The following is a 16,338-nucleotide window of genomic DNA, read 5'->3' as shown; positions in this document are numbered from 1 at the left end:
TTCAGCTAATTTTTTGATCATTGAGTATCATCATTATTTATCCAATTGCTAAACCAGTTGCCATGATCTAAGGGTCGCGCAAATAAAAAGCCTTGCATTTCCAGCTGTGTAAACTCTCTGAGTTGTTCTCTTTGTTCATGAGTTTCTATCCCTTCAGCGACCACTTGCAGTTGCAATTGTTGAGCCATCGCGTAGATAGACGCCACTAAGCTGCGCTCTTTACCATCATTATTCATACCAAGAATGAAAGAACGGTCAATTTTTAATTCATCTATCGGGAGGTGCTGTAAGTAGCTTAAGGATGAATACCCTGTACCAAAGTCATCAATGGAGATTCGTATACCTAGCTGTTTCAGTTGCTCCATTTTTGCAACCACTGCATCAAAGTCATCCAGGAATAGACTTTCGGTAATTTCAATCATCAATCCGTTTGGATTAGCCCCCGTATCTGATGCGAAGTTTAGGCATTGCTCTACAAAATCGACTTGCCCAAACTGTCGAGGACTTACATTTACGGCGACTTTAAGCGAAGGGTTAATTGATTGTATCTGTGCTAGTAATATGCAGCTTTGTTCTAAAACCCAGTTGCCCAGAAGTACAATTAAGTGTGACTCTTCGGCAATGCTGATAAAGCTTCCGGGGAGTAAAAGTCCTTTTTCAGGATGCTCCCAGCGAACCAGGCATTCAACACCGACGATTTTATGTTGCTGATTGACTTGAGGTTGAACAAATAAGCGCAGTTCACCTTTATTGATACCGTTTTGCAAGGCAAGCTTTAATTGATGTTTTTCGATCGTTTCTGACAGCAGCTGTGGATTAAAGACTTCTAAACTTCGATGAGCATTGCCGCGTGCTTTTTTCAGCGCTAGTTCAGCATGGCTGAACACATGGTTGATAACTTGATCGCTGGAATGCACAGACTGATCAGTCTCAAGTGCTGCAACACCAACATCTGACTCAAGATTAAATATTTCGTTTTGTACTTCGATAGTCGAGTCAACAACGGATAGCATTCTCTGTCCTAGCATCATCAGCCAATCGTCTGTTTCACTGAATAGTGCTTTGTTTTCACAAAAGACAGCAAACTGATCAGCTGTTAAACGTGCGACAGTGCCTATATCTTTAAATGTATGTTCAAGTCGTTGTCCGACAATTTGAAGTACCTTGTCACCTATATCGACTCCCTGTATTTGATTGATGAATTTAAAACGTGAGATATTCATCATCAACAAGCACCCTTTCACCGCCATCCCTTCATAGCGGCTTAAGGCAACTAGCATTACTTTAATGAGTTTGTTGCGATTGGCCAGCCCAGTTACTTCATCGCGATAGAGTAGTTCATCTATACGTTGCTCTTGCTGCATTTTGATAGAAATGTCGCGCTGTATGGATAAGTAATGGGTAGTTTTACCGAGATGGTCTTTAACAGGAGAGATGATCGCTTGGCTGGGGTATGTCTGATTATTTTTTCGTTTGTTATACAGCACACCTCGCCAAATCTTACCCTTGTTAAGATGTTCCCATAATTCTTTATAAACTGTTTGAGTTGTTTGACCGGATTTAAGTTGCCTTGGATTTTGCCCTAGCATTTCTTCACTTTTGTAACCTGTCATTTGTTCAAAGCTAGTGTTTATGTAGATAACACGCCCTTGAAGATCTGTAATCGCAATAGACTCTGGGCTCTGATCGATAGCGTGGTTGAATAGTCGGACTTGATCTAAGGCGTGTTGTAATTGATATCGCTCATTTGATAACTGTCTTTGACTTTTCAGTAGAATAAAAAAAAGTGAAGAAATAAGCGCTAGAAACACTAAGATAGCGATCAGTATTTCAGTAAACCACAAATCGATAATATCTCGGATGTTTAACTCAAAATCATCAAAAGGTTCTAAGCGTAAATCACGCATTAATCGATCAATCGACCGATAGTCCCCTGCAATGGTAAACCCTGCGCTGTCAGTTAAACCTGCTAATTGACTGTCAGGTTGAATGGCCAGTAATAATGAAGCGACTTCTCGACTAAGCCAATTATCAACATGTGATAACGCAGCAAACGCCCACTCAGGGTATAAACGAGTGCTGCTAGCAAAAGGAAAGTTGGGAAAACGTTGTGCATTAATAAGTTTAAGTTGTGAAGCATCCAGCCGTCCCTGATCTGAAAGACCTTCAATAACGCCTGTTCGTACAAAACCCAAATCGGCTTGTCCAGACAATACAGCATCAATTGCGTTTGTTTGTGGCTGACCTGTGACCATAAGCGTCACGTCATTAGGCAGACGAATACCCTGTTGGAGCAATTCGTATGCTTGCATCTGAAAAGCCCCTAAACTTGTCAGTGAAGCAGCAGCTACTTTCTTACTTTTGACATCTCGTAATGTGGCAATATCGTTTCTATCGCTTCGGGTAAATATCACGCCACCAAACTTATCAACGGATTGACCACTTTCTTTGTTGAGTAAAGAGGCTAATGGAGAGCTGAGTTGGTGTCGGTAAGTCAGAAGAACGTATTGCGCGGGTTGAGTCAAAATAAAGTCAATGTCACGATTAGCGACTGCTGTTTCCATCTCATCGTTATGATAGACAGCTAATTCAAAATGAGCATTACGAATGCTCAAGGATAAATAGTTTACTAAGGGTTGCCAGCGCCGATAAGTTGTCTCTTTGTCTCTGAATGAAAGCACACCGACTCTGTAGACTTTGTCAGAATGAGTAACAAAATAGTGATCATGGGCGTAGCCACTTGTTGGCGGTAACAGCAGTATTACAGCCAGTAAAAATGTCTTAACTATGACAACAAAAGGATGCTTAAACATAGCAAACCTCAACTGCAAAGTCAGTTACCCATGTCGATGTATCTTCAGCCCAGTCCTTAGCTATCACAACGTGCGTAATATCCGATTGTTGTTTGAGTATTTCTTCTGCTTTTTTAAATTTTGATGCTACCCTGACACTTGCATTTTTTTCATAGCTTTGGCTTAGTTTTTTTAGTATTGATATATCTGAATGAGCGATGAGATAAACAGCCTGTTTTTCTGTATTTTGTCCTAGATTAGGTTTTAACCATTGCTGTAATACATTGATTAATTGTTGCTTATTGATGGGTTTAGATAAATGATCGTTCATACCAGTATCAATCGCTTTTTGCTTATCTTCAATCATTGCAGCCGCTGTCAATGCTACGATGGGAACAGTGGCATTAAATTTTCGGATATACTGGGTTGCTTGATATCCACCCATTATTGGCATTTGGATATCCATTAGGATAAGGTCATAAGCATTATTTTGTGCCTTGTTGACGGCCACTTCACCATTACTGGCAATATCGACAGTTATACCTAACTGATTAAGTAGCTCACCTGCCACTTCTTGGTTGATTTCATTATCTTCGACCAACAATACATGACCATTGAGTTGTGTATCTTGATACTCACTGGATAAGACATTTATAGCGTGGTCAATGGTAATTTGTTGCTTTTTTTCTGGACTTAGAACTTCAAAAGGTAGACTAAATGAAAAAAGGCTACCTTGATTTAACTCAGATTGTAGTGAAATTTCTGCGCCGCCCATCAGTTGAACTAATTTTTGACTGATAGTGAGTCCTAGACCCGTGCCTCCGAATTCACGAGTGATACTATCATCTGCTTGACTGAATTTTTTGAATAAGCGTTTTTGTTGCTCTAAGCTAATTCCCTTACCGGTATCTTGAATTTCAAATCGGAGCCATGCCTGGTGCTCTGCGTTAATTGGGCCATGATTAGGCGTTTCCATCACTCTCAGAGAGATGGAACCCTGTGCGGTAAATTTAATCGCGTTAGAGACTAAGTTGGTTAAGATTTGCCGTAGTCTTAAATCATCACCTAGATATCCTGATTCAAGCTGCGGGCATATTTCATACTTAAGCAAAATGTGTTTTTTTTGAGCTTGTGGTTGGTAAAGTTCGATTAATCCATCCAAAAGGTGATTCAGGCAAAAAGGCTGTGGGCTCAGTTTGAGTTGACCTGCTTCAATTTTGGATATATCGAGAATATCATTGATAAGATTGAGCAACAAAGAACCTGATATATGAATCTTTTTAAGTAAAATATGCAGTTTAGATGCGTCATTTTCACTTTGTCCAAGCTCGCTTAAGCCTAAGATGCCATTCATAGGAGTTCTGATTTCATGGCTCATATTGGCTAAGAAGTTAGATTTAGCTTTATTCGCTTGCTCCGCTATGGTTGTCTGTTGACGGAGTTTCTGATTGAGATGCTCTAAGTCATTAATGTCTACTAATGTTATTACATAAACCTTTAATTTAAGCGAATAGACAGCATGACATTTGAAGTAGGTTTGCTTTCCTTGAAAACGAACAATCGCTTTGTGAGTGGTGTTAGGCTCTGCGAGAATGATTTCTATCCACTGTATACCTTGCTGATTGAGTAAATAGCCTTCTTTTTCAACAAACAGATCACAAATGCATCGATAGTCTCGTTTGAACTCATCCAGCGAGTGATAATACCCTTCAAAAAATGACAGAAATCCACCACTAGCATTGATGAGTTCATCTCCATTGTGTATGAGTACCATCTCATCTTGACATGCCAGTAATTCGTCACTGTAAAGTCGATCTTGACGAGATTTTTTAGCGAAGATAATTAAAGCGATTAAACTGATTATCAGAGTTATGATCAGAAAGAGGATCCACCTAATAGCACCACCGTATTGTACTTTTAAGTCTTTCCATGTGATTACATCTAACGTTTCAAATGGAGGTAATCTGAGTGCGCGAGACAGAGTCTCAACACCTAAGTAATCAGAAGGAATGGTGAAACCAATAATAGGATTATCTATATTAATTAACTCAGAAAAATCTATGTTTAGCATCGCTGAGGTTACATAGCGTTTCGATGATTCGTTTACATGAGGTAACGCAAAGACAGGCCATTCAGGATAGAGATGTGTTGAAATTAGATGAGGAAAGTCAGGTCTATATTGGACATTCACTACTTTGAACTGGTTTATGTCTATAAGGCCATTCAAGGATAGTGTTTCTAAAATTCCGTCTCTAACAAAACCAATATCGGCATCTCCTTCAAGAATAGCGTCAATTGTTTCACGATGGCTTCCAGTAAAATAGATCTGTTTTTCATCAATATATATACCCGCTAAGAATAATTCATAAAGTTGTGCGCGATACCCACCCATAAACTCAGGACCCGGTGCCGCTATGCGCTTTCCTTGAATATCATCCAGATTGTTAATATGAGTGTTGTTAGCTTTGGTAATCATCACTCCTGCTAAGGAATTGATAGGAATACCATCATGGTTTCTGACAAGGGTTGCTAATGCACCACTAACATCATAATGATGCCTTGCAACTAAAAAGTGGGTAGGGTTAGTAGAGACGAAGTCTAGGGTTTTATTCTCTAATGCTTGGTAAATTTGCTCATGAGTGAGTACTTGTAACTCAATTTGTATATTGATCAACTGCCGATTGATAGCGTTGACTATCGGATTAAACTCTAAGCGTGTTTGTTCCACACCTTTGTACGCAAACACGCCAAATTGATAGGGTACTTTAGGCTTAGAATCAGAAACAACGGAATCAGCTAATAGAAAACCAGATTGAAAAAGTATGAATGTTGTAAAAAATACATTTGATAAAAAACGAGTTGATATTTGAGATGTTACCCTAGATATACAATACCAATAATCTAGTAAATAACACTTTAATAAATTTATATAATTAGTAGCCATAATTGTGCTGTGTCATTTGTAATGATGTTTCAATTGATAGATTTAAGCTGCTCGTTGTCATCATTTGTATATTCATAGTTATCTAATCAACACAAGCAAACATAGCACTAATTGTGGGGTCTTAAGCATGACTAAGCACAATAATTTAGCAAATGTATCATTTGTTCCTTGAAATGTATCAGTTTTATGAAATATGTGCTTAATTATTAGTTAGATGCTATTGAAAGAAGATAAATAGTTAAATATGGTGATGATTATTAAGAAATTGATGTCTTGATTTATTGAGAATATCAAACAGTGACTTAGTTAGCTAGTTCCCCTTTTCGGAATGACTGGGCTATTGATTGACATATAGATTAAAATTTAGGTTGAATCGAATTTTATTTTCGCATCATTGTTAATATATAGTAAATAATATAATTAAAAGTAATAAGGTTTTGTATTATTTAGTTAACTGACTTTGTATAGGTTTTTTATGTCTGAGAATACAGTTAAGCATTCAGGATTTACATTTCGCGACAGAATTTTATTTACACTTGCAATTCCTATTACAGCTCTTCTGCTCTTAGCTGTATATGCTTGGCTTCAATTTGGAAGTATATATAGCAATGTCCAGACAATTTATGAAGACCGTGTTATTCCATTAAAAGAGTTAAAAATTATTGCAGATGATTATGCGGTATTAGTCATTGATGCAGTTAATAAAGCGAATGCGGGAATGATTTCGGCAGAATCTGCTGCCAATGACATTAGATCTGCTCAAAAACGAATTGAAGAAACTTGGAATCGTTATTTGCAAACCAGTCTAACTGAAGATGAATCTAGACTTGTTATGGATGCTGCTCAGTTATTCAGTCTAGCGGACTCTGATATTGAATCGGTCTTAAGACGGCTAGATTCGTTGAGTGGAGATGTAAAAGGACAACTAGATACGTATGACGGCCCACTTTACAATTCAATTGATCCTATTAGTGAAAAAATTACAGAGCTTGCCGATCTTCAATTATCTGTAGCAGAAGAAAAGTACCTTTTAAGTAAAGAGGCATTTGTTCGAGTCAAGCAGACAACTATAGTAATTCTTATAGTTGCTTTAAGTATTAGCTTGGTGGCAGTATTAAATTTATATCGATGGTTGATTAGACAAGTAGGAAGTGAGCCATCACTAGTGGTTAATGTCACCTCTCAAATTGCAGCGGGAAATTTATCTGTTTCTATGCCTGAAAAGATTCCTTCAGGATCCATAATGGAAGCGATTAAAAAACTACAATATAAAATGAATCCGGTAGTCTCTGATCTTCAACTTAACTCACAGCAACTTCTAAGTCTATCGAACGAATTAAGTAGCATAGAACAATCAGCAAACACAAAAGTAAAAAAACAGCAGGATGAGACACTGATGGTAGCTACTGCAATGTCTGAAATGTCTGCAACTGTAGCTGAGGTTGCTAATAATGCTATCGGAGCCGCTGATTCAAGCAAAAAAGCTGAGTTTGCAGTTAATGAAGGAGCTAATGTGATTGAAGATGTAATATCTTCGATTGAATCACTTGTCACTAGATTGGAGCAGGTGACATATGCAGTAAATAGTGTAGAGAGTGGTAGTGAACAGATCGGTGGTATTGTGAATGTAATCAGAGGTATATCTGAACAAACTAACCTCTTAGCGTTGAATGCGTCTATTGAAGCTGCGCGTGCAGGGGATGCAGGTAGAGGATTTGCAGTAGTCGCTGATGAAGTTCGTAATTTATCTATCAGGACTCGAGAATCAACAGAACAAATCAATACCATGATTAAAACTCTACAAGATAATGTATTGAAATCAGTTGATACCGTTGATTTAAGCTTAAAACAGGCTAGCTCAGCTGTTCAGTTAAGTAATAATGCGCGTGAAAAATTTGAGCACATAAAGCAATCTGTAACGGATATTATGGATATGAACACACAGATAGCTAGCGCCGCTGAACAACAAAGCCAAGTTGCCAGTGAAATTGATCAAAATGTTTCAATCATAAAACAAGTTGCGATAGAGGTTTGTGACGATTTCGTTAGAATTAGTAAAACTGAAGCTGATATAAATTTAGTCATGAAGAACTTAAGTTGTAATGCTGAATATTTTAAAGCATAAATTTCAGAAAAGACTTAGGTTTAACTCAATAACAGAAATGTCATCATCTTGAGGTTTATTTTTAGCGTGTAAGTTAATTGATATCTCAATAAGTTCTTCAAAGCTAACATTGGAGTGTTGCCAGTCGTATAAGAAGTGATTGTAAACATCGGAAGAAAGTAGTAATTCATTATTTTCACTTTGTAATTCTAAGAAACCATCGCTAACAAGTAAAACTCGTTCATTACCGGTGTAATGATAAATAACTTGATCGTTAGAAAAATCATAGCTTTCTAAGATCCCAAGGGGTAATCCTTTACCGGCTAACTTAATGATTGATTGATTTGATAAAATTAAGCAATGAGGCATTCCCCCAGACCATATTGTTAGATTCTTGTTATCTAGACTGATATCTATCATCGTAGAAGCCATAAAACGATCATCAGGCAGTAATTGACAAAGCTTTTTATTTATTTCTATCAATGTCTCTATCTGATTTTTTCCCTTTAGCCTCATAGCATGAAATATTTCACTTACTGGAATTGATACCATTGCTGCAGCTAGGCCATGTCCTGTGAAATCTACCAGCATTAATCGATAACTTCCATTCGCTACAGGTCCACATAAAAAAATATCGCCGCTAAATGTTGATGCTGGTTTTAATATACTTTTAATACCTGGTCTAATGCTATTTCTAGGTAGAATGGCATTTTGAAGGATATTATGAGCAATTAGTTGATTTTCTTTATCAGTGTCTATGTATTTGATTAACTCACAATGTTGTGAATAGAGCTTATTATATAAATCTCTAGTTCTCTCAAGTGCACGTATCCGTGTATTAAGTAATTTTATATTTATAGGTTTTTTTAAGAAGTCATCGCCACCCACTTCGATACATCGCTGAATTTCGCTAGGATCATCTGAAGCAGTAAGGAATATAATAGGCGTAAATTTACCTGTAATATGCGTTTTTATAATCAATGACGCCTCAAGACCATCCATGATCGGCATCATAACATCCATAAAAATAAAGTCTGGTAAATGCTTAATGAACAAGTTGACACTTTCAAGACCGTTACAAGCTTCGATAACTTCATATCCAAGTTTGTTAAGAAATGATTTTATAATGTGGCGATGGATTTTTTCATCATCAACGACTAATGCTACTTTCGAATTGTGTAAAATGTTTTTTTGTGAATTAGGTGTGTTCATTAACCGTTATTTTACAACTGATAACTTGCTTTTATTTTCGTCAATAATTTCAGGTTTAGTTACCTTTAATATATCCAAACCATAACTAATTTTATGGCTGGTTTCCGCGATCATATTCAGTAATAACTGACAACGGGTGTAAGGGTTTTTGTGTTTTCTGAAGATTCCATCCAGACGAAACTGCAATCTTTCTAAGTGCAACTGATTACTTCGACACATTGCTATCTCATTCGTAATAATGTTGCGTCTTATAATTTCAAACTGTTCTGAGTTGTTTCTTGCAAGATAAGCAAGTTCTTCAAACGGAGGCAGTACTTGCTGTGAAGGGACTATGTTTTCCATTAGTTACGCTCTCGCTATCATCATTTGTAGGTTCAGGCCTAACTCAATAACCTCTACAAACTTAACACTGTTCGAGTGCTTGCAAACATGTTCCAACAACATAATTTTATCAAATGTTTCATATATGCACTAAATTGTATCAATAAAGCGAATAATGAGTCGATTTGGTGCATAGGAGCTATTGATCAATTGTTAGTAGGTTCTCTACAGTTAATATATATGTAAAGTGTAGGGTATTTCAGAAAATGATAAACAATCAACCAGTAACTCAACATAATTATCCAGTTCGTAATGACTGTGCCATCATTTCACATACTGATGAAGCCGGACTCATCACATATGTGAATGATGATTTTGTCGAATACGCTGGGTTTACGCGTGATGAGTTGATTGGTAAACCTCATAATATTGTACGCCACCCTGATATGCCAGCAGAGGCATACAGAGATATGTGGAACACTTTACAGCAAGGAAGGGCATGGCAGGGTATTGTAAAAAACCGTCGTAAAAATGGTGATCATTACTGGGTAAAAGCAACTGCAACTCCTAGGCCTGAAGGCGGCTACATGAGTGTTCGACTTCAAGCAAGTGATCAGGAAATAAGAGAAGCCGAAATACTCTATCGCAAAATCAATGAGGGCAGTGGCCATCGTCTTGATGGGGGGTATGTCAAAGTACCTGGTGTAATAGGTGTTTTCGATAAGATTAAACGACGTTTCCTTAATTGGAGTTTTTCAACGAAAGTTATTCTGCCAACTGTTCTGATGTCAATCGCAATGATGGTTGTATTTGTTTTCGGGTTGAAAAATGTCCACGAAGACTCGCTTAATGCAGCGGGATTTCAAAGTGGTAAAGATCTGATTGATATGGCATTCAACTCTCGTATGTTCTATAACCAACATGTTGTACCAAAAGCTATTGCAGCTGGCTTAACGTTAACTCATGATCATTCTAAAGATTCAAATGGTATTCCTTTACCGGCTACTGTTATGAGGTCGTTAGGTGAAATGACTAATCAAGGTCATGATGCAAGTTCAGAGTTTCGTCTTTTTAGTGACCAACCCTTCAAGTTCAGAAATGCTAATGAGGTTAAACTGGATGAATTTGAACGTGAAGCAATTGTCTTTTTGAAAGCTAATCCTAATGAGTATTTTGCTCGAAAGATCATAGTTGATGGTAAACCTTTTTATAGAGTAGCTAAAGCAGATGTCATGAATCATCCTTCTTGTTTAGCTTGTCATAACGGACATGTTGAAAGTCCGAAACGAGACTGGCAGATGGGTGATGTCAGAGGAGTAGCTCAAGCAACTGTGCCATTAAATAATTTAAACCAAGCATTTTTAGCGCCAATACTAAAACTTGCTGTCGTTGTGATAGTTTTACTAATGTTACTGATTTCGATGATGACCATTGTTGCAAAGGGTCAAAAATCACGAATCAATCGCCTAAAATCAATCACGAACGAAATTGCATCAGGAAATTTAGTAGTAGAAATGCCTTTAGGTAGAAAGGATGAGGTGGGCTCATTATTCAATGCTGTCGTTGTCATGAGAAACAAGTTATATGAAATACTCTTTCAAATGAGAGTGTCAACTAACTCGTTAACAATGTCGGTCACAGAGATGATTGATGCTAGTCAAGAGACGACACGAGGCGCAGTTGAGCAATCAAATGCATCTACCAGCATGGCTGCAGCGCTTGAAGAGCTCAGTGCCTCAGTAGGTCAAATTGGTGATAATGCTGTTGCTGCATATGAATCGTCATTGCAGGCGGGTGATGTGGCAAAGAAAGGTGCTTTAGCTGTTTATGAGAACAGTAATGAAATGAATAACATAGCACTAGCTGTTCAACATGCTGCTGATAGATTGATATCACTTAAGGAACTATCTCTAAATATAGGTCAAATTGTTTCAACTATTAAGGGAATTGCAGAGCAAACAAATTTACTTGCATTAAATGCAGCGATAGAGGCAGCCAGAGCAGGCGAATATGGAAGGGGGTTTGCCGTCGTAGCTGATGAAGTGAGGACACTTGCAGAAAGAACAGCGATATCAACAGTAGAAATTACGAAAATGGTCGAACAAATTCAGAATGAAACTAATGCAGCCGTTCATGAAATGAGATCTGGTGTTGATCGCGTTGAAAAAGGTGTAGAGAATGCCAAATTAGCAGGACAGTCAGTCAATGATATTGAAAAGAGTACTGTATTAGTCGTGAAGGCAACAGAAGAAATTCAGCAAGTATTAGTTGAACAGGCTCAGGCATCTAGAGAAGTGGCTTTTACTGTAGAAAACGTAGCTAAGTTAGCAGAAAGCAATGCGGTTCAGGCTGAGCAAGCGTTGCAAGCATCAGCACGCGTGCAGGAAGTTACTCGATTATTAGAAAATTTAGCGAAGCAGTTTAAGATATTTAAGCGATAATCATTTGAATATCATCGAGAAGAGGTATTTTTAAAAATATAACCTTTACCGTATTGGCAAGTGATCTCACCCGGTGATGAGGTGAATTGGCTAAGTTTTTTTCGCAAACGACTAATTTTTATGTCAATAGTGCGGCTACTATTTGATAAAGCCTCAAGATTAAGGGCTTCATAGAGTTGTTCTCTAGTGATGGGTGCACCAGGCATGCTTAAAAACAAAGACATGATAAGTTTCTCTGATCTAGTTAGCTGACATTTCTGATTATCAAAGTATAGGAAACGAGAATCGTTATCTAGCCATAACTCATTCTCTTTCATAGAGTTTGTGCTAATTGAGTGACCGTAACGACGTAGAGTAGACGTAATGCGAGCTAGTAATATCGTTTTGTTGATAGGTTTACTGATAAAATCATCCGCGCCTGAATGAAGTGCAGTAGCGAGTTCATCTGTTTTATCTTTATCTGTTACAAAAATTATTGGTGGATGGTTAGAAGTTTCAGTTATCCTTTTGACTAAGGATAAACCATCCATACCAGGTAGCAACCAGTCGACTAGTATTAGATTGAAATCAGCTAAAGTAGAGGTGCTTTTTAAAAAATATTCAGCACTGATGAAAAGGGATGAGTTAAAACCATAGGGTTTTAACCAGTATGCTAGCAACCTAGCTTGATCTATGTCGTCTTCAATAATTGCAACTCTCATAAAAATACAACTTACTACTTATTAGTGATATCTTTAGAGTTCACATAGTAGATTAAAAATCTCGTATTGGCAAAATTTATACCGTGAATAGAATAGGGATATTACCTAATGCTTGATAAGAACGATGAACTAGACTCAAACGATGACTATGACAGGCTGAAGCAGCAGTTTCTCGATGGCGTTTCAAGTCGATTGGATCGATTGTGGCAGTTGTATCAAATCATTGTCAAAGACGAAAAAAGTACGAATTTGGCAGATCTTAAATCTTTGCACTTCGAACTGCACAAATTAAGTGGTGCGTCAGGAGGTTATGAGTTTTCAAGGTTAGAGTGTAATGCTAGGAAGTTAGAGTCATTGGTATGGTCAGATATTCAAGATGTTAAACAGGGTATTCATAAACAAGTAACTCATGAGGATTACTTGCTTGGGTTAACAGCTATCGAAGAGGTTTATCACACGTTGGTTAGGCAGATTAGATGAATATCGCTGATTTTAAAAAGAAATTTAATTCTAAGAATACAAGTTTAGTTCAGCGAATAGTATTAGCGTTTATATTTGGTTGGCTTGCTTTAATTATAATTACAGTTCTTTCAGTTAATTTATCGATAAAGGAAAAAGTAACAGAGGGCTTCTATCAATCTGAAGAAAAACATTTGTTAATGCTTATTGAACGTGTTGAGAATGCTTTTGAGCAGCGTAAATTAATTTTGCAACAGTTAGCACCCTTAATGTTAGAAAATGATCAATCACTTATTGAAGAAAAACAAATGAGTGATGTTTTAAAAATAGCGCAACTAAGTAATTTGTTTCAAGAATTTGTAGTTTTAAATGCGAATGGAGTTAGTATAGGTCAATATCCATTTAATCCTGATCGTGTAGATATAGATTACTCTGATAGAAGTTTTGTAAGGACTGTTATGGAAACAAAACAAGGAGTGATTAGCTTCCCTGTATTAGGTCGAGTTACTAATTTGCCTTCGATATTTGTACTTGAACCAATTCTTGATAATGAGAATACTTTACTAGGAGTTTTGATAGGGCGAGTTGCCTTAGAAAAAGATAGCCTTTTCCATCAAATTTCTAACGAGTTCGTTAGATTTGAAGGTGAGTTGTTAATCTTAGATATTAGTCATGGTATTTTCATTGCTGCCACAGATATAAATAAAATAATGCAACCTGTTCAGCCGAAAAGCGTAGTCAGTAATATTGTTGATTCTTATAATTTAGGTGAGTTATATAAAGATGCAAGTAAAGATTGGATCTATAGCATTGAAAAATTTAACTCATTTGAATGGGTTATTATCAATTTAACCCCAATAAGCACTGTCACTGAATTAGTACGTTATTACGTTGTAGATTATCTGAAGATTATATTACCTCTGATTTTTATTTTAGGTGTTATTGTAAATATATGGGTTATTAGAATTTTTAATCCCTTAAGACATGCGTTGCATCAGCTAGAAAATAATTTACTCAATCATTCGAAATATTCATCAATACACGTTTCTCGTGCTGACGAAGTAGGTCGGCTGCTGATGGCAATTAATGAATTGGAATTGATGCGAGATAAGCAAGAAAAAATAAAAGAAGAGCTTTTGTCTAATGTAACACATGAGTTAAGAACCCCATTAACAGCTATTAGAGCAGCAATCAATCTGCTTTCGGTGGATAATGGTTCAATCAGTAAAGCTGAGCAAAAAGAATTGATTGCTCTATCACAACGCAATTCCGACAAGCTTTTATTGCTGATCAGTGATTTGCTTGATTTGTCAAGCCTGTCGCAAGGTAGATTAGTTTTAGATATGAAAAAATATAACCTGTATGATGTTGTATTTGAGGCTGTCAATGATATTGAAAGTATAGCCATAAACGCTGAAATAAAAATTTATCTTGAGTCAGATGACCTAAAAGTATTTGTATCTGTAGATAAGTTTCGTTTGCAACAGGTTTTGTTTAATTTACTATCTAATGCAATAAAGTTTTCTCCGGAAAATTCAACTATCATGGTTAAATTAATTGTAGATACTACAAAGGTTTCTGTTTTAATATCTGATCAGGGGGTTGGAATTTCGGAAGAAAATCATAGGATGATATTTGAGCGATTCACTCAGGTTGATTCAAGTGAAGTGCGAGTTAAAGGCGGAACAGGACTTGGACTAGCAATTTCATATGAGTTGATAAAGGAAATGAATGGCGAAGTATGGTTGAAATCTTATCCGGGCAAAGGTTCTACTTTTGGTATCGATTTGCCAGTTGTTAGTAATAGTTGATGTGAGTGATCATGAAGCCTTTAATTTTTTGTATTGAAGATGATCTGGATATACAGTTTCTATTGAAGTTGTCGCTAGTCAATTTAGGTGGCTTCAATGTTTTGTTTGCTTCGGATGGGAATGAAGCGTTGAAGTTACTTGATAATGCTAAGCCAGATTTGTTGATAATTGATTGGATGTTGCCTGAAATGAATGGCGTTCAGTTATTAAAAAAGATAAGAAAAAATAATGATTATTCGCGTATTAAATCAATACTTTTAACTGCAAAAACAGATATAAAAATAATTATTGGCGATGATTGCCTTCTATTTGATGAGGTTATAATTAAGCCTTTTGATCCTTTAAAATTAGCTGGCAGAATTGCAAAATATTTACATATCTGATTTCGCTTAGATATGCTATTTTATGGTAATTTAAATTTAACATTACTCCTGCCGCGTTTGATGTATATATCCATTAAATCTGAATATTATTTACTTAATCTTTATATTTTGATTCAAGTTCCAGCAGAGTTGCTGAATCACGCTTTGAAAATTAATGTAATTGAGTAGTTGCAATATTTGTCTCAGACACATGCTTCTGGTTCATGAACTTGTTCATTTAGATCTATTATCGAACCTTCGGTAGATCACTCCATCGTGTCGTGTAACAGGGTGATAAGTTTTCACGTTTCATCTGCCAGCTTTGTGGGATGCCATCCCGAGCGAAGGTAACTTGGCCTTTTGTCTGGCGATTGATCTTATCCAGTGTGGCCATGAGTTGTGTGGATCGTCTATCGATCGGCTCCACATCAAATAATCCTCGTTGTGAAATCGACTGCTCATAAAAATCACTGAGCATGACGCCTGCTTTCATAAAGGCATAACCATCTTTCCAGATGCTACTGAGCAACTCATTGGCAATGTTGATAAGCACTCGGGTATCACTGGAAGGCTGCGTAAGCGTTCTTGAAACGCTGTTGGTGTATTGTGGCTGATTCTGATTAAACACGTTGGTTCGAAAAAACACCGTCACCACACCGGCATTCATTTTTTCATTACGCAATTTTTCAGCGGCTTTGGTCATGTAGCTGCTGATCGCTTGCCGCATGTCAGACAGTTGCGTGATGCGCTGACCAAAGGAACGCGAAACGACAATCTGTTTTTTGTGTGGTGGATTATCATCAAAGGGAATACAAGCGATACCATTCAGCTCTCTAACGGTACGTTCTAGTACCACCGAGAAGTGTTTTCGAATCCAAGCAGGATTAGCATCGGCTAAATCTAATGCCGAAGAAATCCCGTGATCCTTGAGTCGCTTACCGATCCGCCTGCCCACTCCCCAGACATCACCTACATCGGTAATAGCCATCAAACGTCGTTGACGTTGTGGATCAGTTAGGTCAACCACACCACCGGTTTTCGGGTATTTTTTAGCCCCTTGGTTAGCCAGTTTTGCCAAGGTTTTGGTGGTAGAGATACCCAGACAGCAGGGGATGCCGACCTCTCTTTTCACTGTATTTACCACGGATCTTCCGTAGGACTCCAAGGGACCAAGATTCTCCATGCCGCATA

The 16,338-nt window shown here is 37.3% G+C and carries 11 protein-coding genes; 5 read left to right on the top strand and 6 right to left on the bottom strand.

Translation table 11 applies throughout. The features are described 5' to 3' along the window. Positions 1-17: 17 nt before the first annotated feature. Positions 18-2,813, bottom strand: a complete 2,796-nt coding sequence (locus tag F7R24_RS14210) for an EAL domain-containing protein (protein WP_151671927.1) — start codon at positions 2,811-2,813, stop codon at positions 18-20. Continuing rightward, positions 2,806-5,736: a PhnD/SsuA/transferrin family substrate-binding protein gene (locus F7R24_RS14205; RefSeq protein WP_151671926.1), complete on the bottom strand. Its 2,931-nt coding sequence runs from the start codon at positions 5,734-5,736 to the stop codon at positions 2,806-2,808. The genes F7R24_RS14210 and F7R24_RS14205 overlap by 8 nt, the downstream gene beginning before the upstream one ends. 475 nt (positions 5,737-6,211) lie before the next feature. Between F7R24_RS14205 and F7R24_RS14200 the strand changes: the two genes are divergently transcribed. Next, on the top strand, positions 6,212-7,861 hold the full coding sequence (locus F7R24_RS14200; RefSeq protein ID WP_151671925.1) for a methyl-accepting chemotaxis protein: 1,650 nt from the start codon (positions 6,212-6,214) through the stop codon (positions 7,859-7,861). Positions 7,862-7,864: 3 nt separating this feature from the next. Here the strand turns inward: F7R24_RS14200 and F7R24_RS14195 are convergent, their stop codons facing one another. Both F7R24_RS14195 and F7R24_RS14190 read right to left on the bottom strand, forming a co-directional pair. Continuing rightward, positions 7,865-9,052 carry a SpoIIE family protein phosphatase gene (locus F7R24_RS14195; protein ID WP_151671924.1) on the bottom strand — a complete coding sequence of 396 codons (1,188 nt, stop codon included), beginning with the start codon at positions 9,050-9,052 and terminating at the stop codon, positions 7,865-7,867. Between the two features lie 6 nt (positions 9,053-9,058). Further along, positions 9,059-9,394 (bottom strand): DUF3135 domain-containing protein, encoded by a 336-nt coding sequence (locus F7R24_RS14190; RefSeq protein ID WP_151671923.1) that lies wholly within the window; start codon positions 9,392-9,394, stop codon positions 9,059-9,061. Positions 9,395-9,639: 245 nt separating this feature from the next. Between F7R24_RS14190 and F7R24_RS14185 the strand changes: the two genes are divergently transcribed. Beyond that, positions 9,640-11,814: a methyl-accepting chemotaxis protein gene (locus F7R24_RS14185; RefSeq protein WP_151671922.1), complete on the top strand. Its 2,175-nt coding sequence runs from the start codon at positions 9,640-9,642 to the stop codon at positions 11,812-11,814. 11 nt (positions 11,815-11,825) lie between these two features. On the opposite strand, the gene F7R24_RS14180 is transcribed toward F7R24_RS14185, so the two are convergent. Beyond that, positions 11,826-12,515: a response regulator transcription factor gene (locus F7R24_RS14180; RefSeq protein WP_151671921.1), complete on the bottom strand. Its 690-nt coding sequence runs from the start codon at positions 12,513-12,515 to the stop codon at positions 11,826-11,828. A gap of 108 nt (positions 12,516-12,623) precedes the next feature. Here F7R24_RS14180 and F7R24_RS14175 point away from each other — a divergent pair, with 108 nt between their 5' ends. Genes F7R24_RS14175 through F7R24_RS14165 form a run of 3 tightly spaced genes read left to right on the top strand, consistent with a single transcriptional unit; the run spans position 12,624 to position 15,168 of the window. Next, entirely contained in the window at positions 12,624-12,995 is a 372-nt protein-coding gene (locus F7R24_RS14175; protein ID WP_151671920.1) for a hypothetical protein, read from the top strand. Further along, positions 12,992-14,785, top strand: a complete 1,794-nt coding sequence (locus F7R24_RS14170) for an ATP-binding response regulator (protein WP_151671919.1) — start codon at positions 12,992-12,994, stop codon at positions 14,783-14,785. The genes F7R24_RS14175 and F7R24_RS14170 overlap by 4 nt, the downstream gene beginning before the upstream one ends. 11 nt (positions 14,786-14,796) lie before the next feature. Beyond that, positions 14,797-15,168: a response regulator gene (locus tag F7R24_RS14165; RefSeq protein WP_151671918.1), complete on the top strand. Its 372-nt coding sequence runs from the start codon at positions 14,797-14,799 to the stop codon at positions 15,166-15,168. 226 nt (positions 15,169-15,394) lie between these two features. Here F7R24_RS14165 and F7R24_RS14160 read toward each other — a convergent pair. Next, the coding region (locus F7R24_RS14160) for a DinB/UmuC family translesion DNA polymerase (protein WP_151671917.1) at positions 15,395-16,338 on the bottom strand (944 nt) is incomplete at its 5' end.

This window comes from Nitrincola schmidtii (assembly GCF_008973715.1).
Lineage (GTDB): Bacteria > Pseudomonadota > Gammaproteobacteria > Pseudomonadales > Balneatricaceae > Nitrincola > Nitrincola schmidtii.
This window is presented reverse-complemented; position numbering and strand designations above follow the sequence as displayed.

Bases quoted from the DNA above. Each gene is read 5' to 3' on its own strand.
- F7R24_RS14210 (WP_151671927.1), bottom strand. From the start codon at position 2,813: ATGTTTAAGCATCCTTTTGTTGTCATAGTTAAGACATTTTTACTGGCT.
- F7R24_RS14205 (WP_151671926.1), bottom strand. From the start codon at position 5,736: ATGGCTACTAATTATATAAATTTATTAAAGTGTTATTTACTAGATTAT.
- F7R24_RS14200 (WP_151671925.1), top strand. From the start codon at position 6,212: ATGTCTGAGAATACAGTTAAGCATTCAGGATTTACATTTCGCGACAGA.
- F7R24_RS14195 (WP_151671924.1), bottom strand. From the start codon at position 9,052: ATGAACACACCTAATTCACAAAAAAACATTTTACACAATTCGAAAGTA.
- F7R24_RS14190 (WP_151671923.1), bottom strand. From the start codon at position 9,394: ATGGAAAACATAGTCCCTTCACAGCAAGTACTGCCTCCGTTTGAAGAA.
- F7R24_RS14185 (WP_151671922.1), top strand. From the start codon at position 9,640: ATGATAAACAATCAACCAGTAACTCAACATAATTATCCAGTTCGTAAT.
- F7R24_RS14180 (WP_151671921.1), bottom strand. From the start codon at position 12,515: ATGAGAGTTGCAATTATTGAAGACGACATAGATCAAGCTAGGTTGCTA.
- F7R24_RS14175 (WP_151671920.1), top strand. From the start codon at position 12,624: ATGCTTGATAAGAACGATGAACTAGACTCAAACGATGACTATGACAGG.
- F7R24_RS14170 (WP_151671919.1), top strand. From the start codon at position 12,992: ATGAATATCGCTGATTTTAAAAAGAAATTTAATTCTAAGAATACAAGT.
- F7R24_RS14165 (WP_151671918.1), top strand. From the start codon at position 14,797: ATGAAGCCTTTAATTTTTTGTATTGAAGATGATCTGGATATACAGTTT.